We start from the raw sequence: 9,680 nt of genomic DNA, 5'->3' as shown, positions 1-9,680 counted from the left end.
TGATAACTCTGCACAGATAGAGCTAACCAATCGCTATCTGGCACATGTGAATCAGGTAATACAAGCCTCTGACACTTATTTGCTCGACCATATCGGTACCACGATTGCGGCCAGCAACTGGAATCAAAGCCACTCATTTGTTGGTCGTAACTTTGCTTTTCGTCCCTATTTTCAGCACGCTTTTAGTGGCAAAGAGAATCAGTATTTCGCTCTAGGATCGACTTCTGGAAAACGCGGTTATTACTACTCTTACCCTGTCTCCTATGCGGCCGAAATCATCGGTGTGATTGTCGTAAAAATGGACCTCTCACTGATTGAAGCAAGCTGGAAAGGCAAACAGAGTTACTTCGTTGCTGATGACAAAGACCATGTGGTGTTTATGTCGAGTAACCCCGACTGGCTATTTAAAAGCTTGCAGCCATTGAACGATGAACGTAAACGTGAGATCCAAGAGGGAAGACAGTTTCTTGATACCAACATTGAGAGCCTGAATTTCAATGGCGACCTAGACTCATCCACCAGCACCATTCAATCTCTTCATCCTTTGGTTCATGAGCAGTTTTTTGTCTCCTCACGCTTTATTGAACAACCGAGATTAACGGTCAGGGTACTCTCCCCTACTCACTTAGTGTGGTGGGATCTGATCTCTTATTTAGTGGTTCTGAGCTTGGTTTTTGCCATCATCTATCTTGCCCTACAGCTCAACCTAAACCGTATCCATCGTCGAGTGCAGATAGACAGACTGCAATCTGAAGCCAAACAGAAGCTCGAGTTTCTGGTACTAGAGAGAACATCAGAATTACACGCAGAAGTTCTGCAACGCACCGAAACAGAAAAGGTATTAAGGCAGACCCAAGATGAGTTAATCCAAGCCGCGAAACTGGCGGTTTTGGGGCAGATGTCCGCAAGCATCAGTCACGAGTTAAACAATCCGCTCGCTGCGATTCGCAGTTACGCCGATAACGGGCGTCTATTTTTAGCCAAAGAAAAGTTCGAACGTGTTGATGACAACCTATCACGCATCTCATCACTGACTGACCGCATGGCCAAGATCAGTCATCAGCTTCGATCGTTTGCCAAAAAATCAAATGCGGAAGACCTATCGCAACTCCAATTACTTCCTCTGCTTCACTCCTCTATCGAGTTAATGAAACCTCAATTGAAGGCAGAAAGAGTGGCGATATCCCCCCTTCCGGACAAGCTAGATGCGCTCATTCAAGCCAATGCTATCCAGCTTGAGCAAGTGATCATTAACCTTATCACCAATGGTATGCAGGCCATGGAAGGGCAAGAGATTAAACAGCTTAATCTCGAGTTCGAACATCACACCAATTCAAACTCAGAACAATGTATTCAGCTACATATTGACGATAACGGCCCCGGCTTTGCGCATGACACACCGCAACAGTTTTTTGAACCATTCCATACCACCAAGAAAAATGGTTTAGGACTTGGGCTATCAATCTCACAACAGATTATAAGAGGCATAAATGGCGAACTCACCCACGCCAAAAGCCCATTAGGCGGAGCAAGATTTACTATTTGTCTGCCGTTAATTACAGAACAACAAAATAACAATAACGATTAAAGGAACCATTATGTGCCATGTCTATTTCATTGATGATGAGCCAGATCTGCGGCTAGCCAGTGAACAGAGTTTTGAACTGGCAGACATTGATGCTCAATTCTTCCCTGACGCAGAATCAGCGTTGATTGCTATCCAAGAGCATGGACTGCCTCATGTGATCATCACCGATATCTGTCTTCCCGGATTATCTGGCCATGACCTGCTGAATACCGTCATCCACAAAGATAAAGAACTGCCGGTGATCATGATTACTGGGCACGGCGACATCTCAATGGCGGTCAAATCGATTCATGATGGCGCTTATGACTTTATCGAGAAGCCATTTGCCAATGAAAGGCTAATTGAGACCACTAAGAGAGCCATCGAGAAGCGTCAATTAATCCTCGAAAACCGCGAGCTCAAACAGTCACTCAAAGCTAGCCAAACCCTCGGACCACGCATCATCGGCGACACACCAGTTATCCAAGAGCTGCGTTCAACCATTACTCATGTTGCTGACACCAGCGCCGACATCTTGCTGTTTGGAGAAACTGGAACAGGTAAAGAGTTAGTCGCGCGCTCGCTTCACGAACAGAGTAGTCGACGTGAGCAGAATTTCGTGGCGGTTAACTGTGGCGCGGTACCGGAGAACTTAATTGAAAGCGAGCTCTACGGCCACGAAAAAGGCGCCTTTACTGGAGCGGAAACCAAGAGAATCGGTAAGTTCGAACATGCCCAAGGTGGTACCCTATTTCTAGATGAGATTGAATCTATGCCAATGCAGGCGCAGATTCGTCTGCTACGGGTTCTTCAAGAACGCGTTATCGAGCGTATTGGTTCTAACCAACTACAGCCCTTGGATATTCGCGTCATCGCAGCCACTAAAGTCGACCTCAAAAAAGCCGCTGCTGAAGGCACATTTAGACAAGATCTCTACTATCGCCTCAATGTCGTTACACTCGATTTACCACCACTACGCAGTCGCAAAGAAGACATTGCCGCCCTCTTCCACCACTTTCTATTGGTTGCGGCGGCGCGTTATGGCAAAACCGCGCAAGCACTGCCAAGTAGCGACCTGCACAAATTAATGGCCCACGATTGGCCTGGCAATGTGCGCGAGCTTAGAAACACCGCAGAACGTTTCATTCTGCTAGGAAAACTGGCGCAATTGGGGGATGTTGCTGAGCAAGAGGTATGCTCGAGTTTGGCTGATCAAGTAGCAAGCTTTGAAAAGTCAGTCATTGAGCAAGCTTTGATCGATAACGAAGGCAGCATCAAACTAACGATGGAGTTGCTCAACGTGCCGAGAAAAACTCTTTACGACAAGATGCAGCGCTACCAAATCGACAAAGACGATTTTAAGTAAACTTTATCTGTCAGTTTGGGTTCTAAGTTGGCAGAGATGCATGCGCTCAACCATACTTTCAGTATCCGATTCAACACCATCAAATCGAGTTATGAATGAGAAGACAACAGTTCCTGCCATATCTGATACCGTTTTGATCGACGGGCATTACGAAGAAGAAAAGCGTTCAGGGCGAGAACGACGCAAAGGTCATGCTCGTTGGAAAGGGTACGATAGAAGAAACAAAGTTACACGTCGTGAACCAAGCAAAAAAATAGATGAAGAGGTTTAACTCTTCATCTATTCGTTAGCGATAACGTTGTACTTAATCGTGTTACTTAGTGATGATTTCCGGCCCCATTAGGGTCGTCGGTAGCCAAGTTGATACCCAAGGCACGTAAGTTACGATTATCAAGAACAGGAACATAACACCAACCCATGGCAGCGCCGCTTTCACCACGTTCATCATCGACATCTTCGCAACCCCTGCGGTCACAAACAAGTTGAGGCCCACTGGCGGCGTTATCATCCCTATCTCCATGTTCACCACCATCATGATACCTAGGTGGATTGGGTCGATACCCAGTGCAATCGCAATTGGGAAAACCAGCGGCGCAACAATGATTAGAAGACCAGATGGCTCCATGAACTGACCACCAATCAATAGCAGTACGTTAACCACAATCAAGAAGGTAATTGGACCAAGACCCGCCGATAGCATCGACTCGGTGATCATTTGCGGAATGCGTTCCTCTGTCAGTACATGTTTTAGAATCAATGCGTTAGCAATGATAAACAACAACATAATGGTCAGCTTACCGGCATCGTACAAAGTATCTTTGGTATCTCTGTGGACGAAGGTTTGTAGTGCTTTCACTAGCATCGGCTTTTTGTTTTCTTTGTCAGCGAATGGCCCCATGTCTTTATAGACAAAGTTCGCGATAAAGAAGGCATACACCGCAGCCACTGCTGCCGCTTCTGTTGGTGTAAAGATACCACCGTAAATACCGCCAAGGATGATTACGATAAGCAGCAAGCCCCAACTCGCGTCTTTCGCAGCATCAAACATTTCACCCCAACCAACAAATGGTTGTGCTGGGATCTTTTTGATACGAGCAGCAATGTAGATAGCGATCATCAGCATCACGCCAGCCAGTAGCCCCGGAATAACACCACCCAGGAACATACGACCAACAGACACGTCTGTTGCTGCGGCATAAACTACCATTACGATCGATGGCGGGATCAGAATACCCAAAGTACCCGCATTACAGATAACACCTGCCGCGAACTCTTTTGAGTAACCATTTTTCACCATACCTGCAATTACGATACTACCAATCGCCACTACGGTCGCAGGAGAAGACCCCGACAGTGCCGCAAACATCATACACGCCACAACAGACGCCATTGCCAGACCGCCACGGAACCAACCTACCATTGCGATTGCAAAACGGATGATTCGCTTTGCTACACCGCCCGTAGACATAAAGCTAGACGCTAAAATGAAGAACGGGATTGCTAACAAAGTGTAGTGACCCGCAAACGCGTTAAACAGGGTTTGCGCCACTGAAGCAAGTGACGCGTCTGAGTGCATCAACAAAAACAGAATACTGGATAAACCCAGCGAGATAGCAATCGGCACGCCCACCAGCATGAAAGCGATTACCATCAAGAATAGAAATAACATCGCCATGATTAGTCGTCCTTGCTTTTCGATTGTTGATTAGATGGCTTTGAGTCTTCCGCTTTCACGGAGTTTTGCGAATCCAAAATCGCTGTCGCGTCTTCGTCACTTCCCGCTTCTACTTGTGCTTTAAGCGCATCAAGATCTTCTTCCGCTTCGTGACCTGCGATCATGCGATCAATCTTGCCTGTCGCGACTTGATAAGCAATCTGGGCAAATCGGAATGTAAGAAGCGCCATACCAATCGGTAGTGCCATGTAAGGAATGAATCGAGGCAGCTTTTCGTAGCGCTCGCCTTCGTTAAGCCAATCCGCTAAGAACTGCAGCATCTCTGGCATTGGAATATCGTCGGTTTCGTACCACGCACGATCAGTCGCGAATGGGTACCAGTAGTTCCAAGAACCAATCAAAAGCAAGATAGAGAACGCAAGACAACAAGTGACAGCAACCAAGGCATACACTTTTCTCAGTTTCTCTGGTGCTAGGTTGATAACCACATCAACCCCGATGTGAAAATGCTTTTTAACGCCGTAAGAAGCGCCAACTAACACCATCCACGCAAACATGAATACGGTGAGTTCCAATGCCCATAAAATGTTGTCGTTGAACGCGTATCGAAATACCACGTTCGCAAAAGTTAATAGGGTCATTGCACCCAGAAAGAAGGCTATTAAAGACTCTTCAATTAAATCGGTGACTCTTCCGACTTTGGAAAATAAAGACTGTTCCATTTGAGACTGTTCCATAAAATGCTCCGCTTATAATTGTTTTAATAAAGGGCGGCGGTAGGGAGCCGCCACCCAATAGCGGTATTACTGGTTAGAAGCCAGTGCAGCTTCGATTAGATCAGAGCCGATGTCTTTCTCAAACTTCTTCCATACTGGTTGAAGCGCTGTTACCCAAGCTTGACGCTGTTCAGGTGTCAGAGTACGAACCTCACCACCCGCTTCGATGATGTTGTTTTTGTTCGCTAGGTTAACTTTTGAAGACTCAGCGTTACGTGTCTCAGATACTTCCTTAACAATCGTGTTTAGCTGTTCACGTACGTCTTTAGGTAGGCCTTTCCAGAAGTCGTTTGACGTTACCACTAGGTAATCAAGAATACCGTGGTTGGTTTCCGTTACGCCGTCTTGTACTTCGAAGAATTTCTTACCGTAGATGTTAGACCAAGTGTTCTCTTGACCGTCGATAACTTTAGTTTGCAGGCCGCCGTATACTTCTTTGAACGACATCTTCTGTGGGTTAGCACCTAACTGCTCAAACTGTGCAACCAGTACATCAGACGCTTGTACACGGAACTTCAAACCTTCTGCATCTGCAGGGCTGATAAGAGGCTTGTTCGCAGACATCTGCTTCATGCCGTTATGCCAGAACGCTAGACCTTGAAGGCCACGACGCTTCATTGCATTCTTCAGCTTTTCACCAGATTCTGAGTTTTGGAAACGGTCAACAGCGTCAACATCTTCAAATAGGAACGGAAGGTCAAAAATGCGGTATTTCTTAGTGAACTTCTCAAATTTAGACAGCGAAGGTGCCGCCATTTGAACATCACCGTTTAACAGGGCTTCCAGTACCTTGTTGTCATCGTATAGCGTTGAGTTAGGGAAAACTTGCATACAAGCTTTACCGTTCATTTCCGTGTTTACTCGCTCTTCTAGTAGAGAAGCAGCAATGCCTTTCGGGTGCTTATCGGTATTTGTTACGTGGCTGAATTTGATAACAATTTCACCAGGGTCACAGTTCGCAGCAGCATTGAAACTTGTGAGCGCAAGTGCAGATACAGATAGCAGGGTAAGAGGCTTAAACATTATTATTCTCCTTAGTAAACAAAGCAGCCCATCAATGGGAACTGCATGTCATCACTAAGGCAATTAGCGCGCCAACTAGCTACAATTATTTAACAACCCTTTAACCACAAGGCTTCGCGGATAATTAGACGAACCCGAGAAAAAACAGACGCATAAGTAATGGGTGGAAAATGACACATCGAATATTTGTAAATGGGTGGAAAGCCACCGAGATGCTTGATGTTTGTGTCGCGACTATTGGGGTTAGAAAATAGAAAAGCAGCCCCTAATTAGGACTGCTTTTGTTTAAGCTGATATGTTAAATCGATTAGAAATCAATTCGTCTTTCAGTCTGCGCATCAAAGAATACCGCTTTTGATAGGTCGAAGTGCAGCGGTGCCATCTGCCCTACCGACACCTCAAATTCCGGTGATAAGCGACACGCCACTTCTTGGTCGTTCACCTTAACCATCGCAATCGTATCTGGCCCTGTCGGTTCTAGCACTTCCAACTGCAAGTCCAGTTTAGTGGTTGCCGATAGGTCATCGCCTTGCTGCTCAGTAATGTGTTCAGGGCGCAGGCCGATCACCACTTCTTTACCATCTTGTTCGCGCATGCTTTGCGGCAGACGAATATGGTGTTCCTGATCAGCGGTACCAATAACCTTAATGATCGGGTTCTGCTCCTCATCGAGATCCACCATGGTCTTGATGAAGTTCATCGATGGCGAACCCATAAAGCCTGCCACAAACATGTTGCTTGGCTTAGTGTAGATCTCCTGCGGTGTACCTAGCTGCTGCAATTCACCATCTTTCATTACCGCAATACGGTCAGCCAGCGTCATTGCCTCAATTTGATCATGGGTTACATAAACAATCGTGGTATTAAGCTTTTGATGTAGGCGCTTAATCTGGTGGCGCATTTCCACACGCAGCTTCGCATCCAAGTTGGAAAGCGGCTCATCGAACAAGTACAGCTTAGGACGACGCGCCAGTGCACGCCCCATCGCCACACGCTGACGTTGACCACCCGATAGCTGTGATGGTTTACGATCCAGCAGTTGTTCGATTTGCAGCATTTCAGCGACTCGATTCACTTCAGCATCGATCTCGTCCTGCGGCATCTTGCGGATCTTCAAGCCGAAGGCGATATTGCCGCGAACCGTCATGTTTGGGTATAGCGCATAAGATTGAAACACCATAGCGATGTCGCGGTCTTTAGGTTCAACCTGAGCGACATCAACACCATCAATCACTATCTCACCTGAGCTAATGTTTTCAAGCCCAGCAATGGTATTCATTAGGGTGGATTTTCCACACCCCGAAGGGCCGACAAGTATCAAGAACTCCCCCGAATCGATACTAATGTCGATGCCCTTTAACGTTTCGTTGTCCGCGTTGCGATAGGTTTTACGGATCTGTTTTAAATCTAATGTTGCCATGGGTAATTATCCTTTTACTGATCCTGCCGTTAGGCCACGAACAAAATATTTTCCTGCGAAGACATACACCAACAATGTTGGCAGTGCGGCGATGATCGCGGCAGCCATATCGACGTTGTACTCTTTAACGCCCGTGCTGGTGTTGACTAAGTTGTTTAATGCTACGGTGATAGGCTGTGTCTCTGAGCCTGAGTACACCACTCCGAATAAGAAATCGTTCCAGATAGCGGTAAACTGCCAGATCACCGTCACCATGATGATGGGTGTGGATATTGGTAATAAGATCTTAAAGAAGATGGTAAAGAAGCCCGCACCATCCAGTTTTGCCGCTTTGATCAACTCATCAGGAATCGAGATGTAGAAGTTACGGAAAAACAGAGTCGTAAACGCCATGCCGTAGATCACGTGCACAATGACCAGACCTATCGTGGTGTTTGCTAAACCCATCTTACCCAGCACGGTCGCCATAGGTAACAGCACCACTTGGAATGGAATGAAACAACCGAACAGCAACAAACTAAAGAACAAGTTTGAACCACGGAACTGCCACTTAGTGACCACGTAGCCATTGAATGCGCCGAGTAGGGTTGAGATAGCCACCGCTGGAATCACCATTTGGAACGAGTTCCAGAAATAGCCTTTTACCCCTTCACACTTCACGCCAGTACAAGCGCTGTCCCACGCTTTATACCAAGCATCGAACACCCACTCTTTGGGTAAACTCATTAAGTTACCTGCCTTAATATCTGGCAAGGTTTTGAATGAGGTCAGTACCATTACGAACAGCGGCATTAGGTAAACCAAGCAGAAGAAAAGCAGCGCCGAATAGATAAACATTCGAGCAAAGTTGATGTTGTTCATCATGACTTTTTCTCCCTAAGCTCAGAGTAAAGATAAGGCACCAGAATCGCTAGAATACCGGCTAGCATCATCATGGCACTGGCAGCACCGAGGCCGATTTGTCCGCGTGTAAATGAGTGTGCATACATAAATAGCGCTGGAAGATCCGATGAATAACCCGGGCCACCTGCCGTCATTGCTGTCACAAGGTCGAAACTCTTAATCGCAATGTGTGAAGTAATGATCACTGCGCTGAAAACCACAGGTCGCAAGCAAGGTAAAATGATCTTGAGATAAATAGTGGGTAAGCTTGCACCGTCAATTTGCGCCGCCTTTATGATAGAAGAGTCGATACCACGCAGGCCAGCTAAGAACATCGCCATCACGAAACCTGACGACTGCCAAAGCGCGGCAATCACTAAGGTGTAGACCGCCATTTCAGAGTCAACCAACCAGTCAAATTTAAAGTCGGTAAAGCCCCAATCTTGCATCAACTTCTCAATGCCCAGACCCGGATTCAGAATCCACTTCCAAGCGGTACCCGTCACAATGAATGACAGCGCCATTGGGTAGAGGTAGATGGTACGAATTGCACCTTCTTGACGGATGTTCTGGTCGAGCAGAATCGCTAAACCGACACCCAATACGATGGCAATCACCATGAATAGGATCCCAAACACACCGAGGTTGGTGATTGAGGTGATCCAGCGATCGTTTTCCATCAGCTTTTCATATTGAGCAAAGCCAACAAAATTGAAGCTAGGTAGAAATCGAGAATTAGTAAACGACAGCGCTGCCGTCCAGAATATATAGCCGTAGATACATACCACGGTCACCAACGCGGTCGGTGCCAGCACAATCTTAGGTAACCAATGTTGTAACCTGTCAGCAAAACTGGGCTTTGGTGCAGGCTGGCTCCTTGTCGGTTTTGGAGTCGACTCAGTCAAAACATGCTCCATAACTTTTCCTTGTTGCACAATTGAGCCAATGGCTTACCTCTCGGCACCACATCA

The 9,680-nt window shown here is 46.6% G+C and carries 9 protein-coding genes; 3 read left to right on the top strand and 6 right to left on the bottom strand.

The genetic code is table 11. The annotated features are described in order from the left end of the window. The 3 genes from AC6R05_RS20985 to AC6R05_RS20975 form a co-directional block, all read left to right on the top strand. Window positions 1–1,588: sensor histidine kinase (locus tag AC6R05_RS20985; RefSeq protein ID WP_500648513.1), on the top strand; the 1,588-nt coding region annotated here is incomplete at its 5' end. A 10-nt stretch (window positions 1,589–1,598) separates the two neighbouring features. Next, window positions 1,599–2,933: a sigma-54-dependent transcriptional regulator gene (locus tag AC6R05_RS20980; protein ID WP_500648512.1), complete on the top strand. Its 1,335-nt coding sequence runs from the start codon at window positions 1,599–1,601 to the stop codon at window positions 2,931–2,933. Between the two features lie 40 nt (window positions 2,934–2,973). Then, window positions 2,974–3,204 (top strand): hypothetical protein, encoded by a 231-nt coding sequence (locus AC6R05_RS20975; RefSeq protein WP_412179794.1) that lies wholly within the window; start codon window positions 2,974–2,976, stop codon window positions 3,202–3,204. Window positions 3,205–3,246: 42 nt separating this feature from the next. On the opposite strand, the gene AC6R05_RS20970 is transcribed toward AC6R05_RS20975, so the two are convergent. From AC6R05_RS20970 to AC6R05_RS20945, 6 genes are all read right to left on the bottom strand, one after another. Then, the gene (locus tag AC6R05_RS20970; RefSeq protein WP_500648511.1) at window positions 3,247–4,608 is read right to left on the bottom strand and encodes a TRAP transporter large permease; all 1,362 of its coding nucleotides are present in this window, start codon (window positions 4,606–4,608) and stop codon (window positions 3,247–3,249) included. A 2-nt stretch (window positions 4,609–4,610) separates the two neighbouring features. Next, window positions 4,611–5,345: a TRAP transporter small permease gene (locus tag AC6R05_RS20965; RefSeq protein WP_150895459.1), complete on the bottom strand. Its 735-nt coding sequence runs from the start codon at window positions 5,343–5,345 to the stop codon at window positions 4,611–4,613. Between the two features lie 66 nt (window positions 5,346–5,411). Next, window positions 5,412–6,407, bottom strand: a complete 996-nt coding sequence (locus AC6R05_RS20960) for a TRAP transporter substrate-binding protein (RefSeq protein ID WP_150895462.1) — start codon at window positions 6,405–6,407, stop codon at window positions 5,412–5,414. A gap of 307 nt (window positions 6,408–6,714) precedes the next feature. Continuing rightward, window positions 6,715–7,827 (bottom strand): ABC transporter ATP-binding protein, encoded by a 1,113-nt coding sequence (locus AC6R05_RS20955; protein ID WP_032549615.1) that lies wholly within the window; start codon window positions 7,825–7,827, stop codon window positions 6,715–6,717. Window positions 7,828–7,833: 6 nt separating this feature from the next. Further along, on the bottom strand, window positions 7,834–8,691 hold the full coding sequence (locus tag AC6R05_RS20950; protein WP_500648510.1) for a carbohydrate ABC transporter permease: 858 nt from the start codon (window positions 8,689–8,691) through the stop codon (window positions 7,834–7,836). Then, complete coding sequence (locus AC6R05_RS20945) at window positions 8,688–9,626, bottom strand: carbohydrate ABC transporter permease (RefSeq protein WP_004739913.1); 939 nt, start codon at window positions 9,624–9,626, stop codon at window positions 8,688–8,690. The genes AC6R05_RS20950 and AC6R05_RS20945 overlap by 4 nt, the downstream gene beginning before the upstream one ends. Window positions 9,627–9,680: the final 54 nt, after the last annotated feature.

Source organism: Vibrio sp. R11-SG3-ISO9 (assembly GCF_059834255.1).
This window is presented reverse-complemented; position numbering and strand designations above follow the sequence as displayed.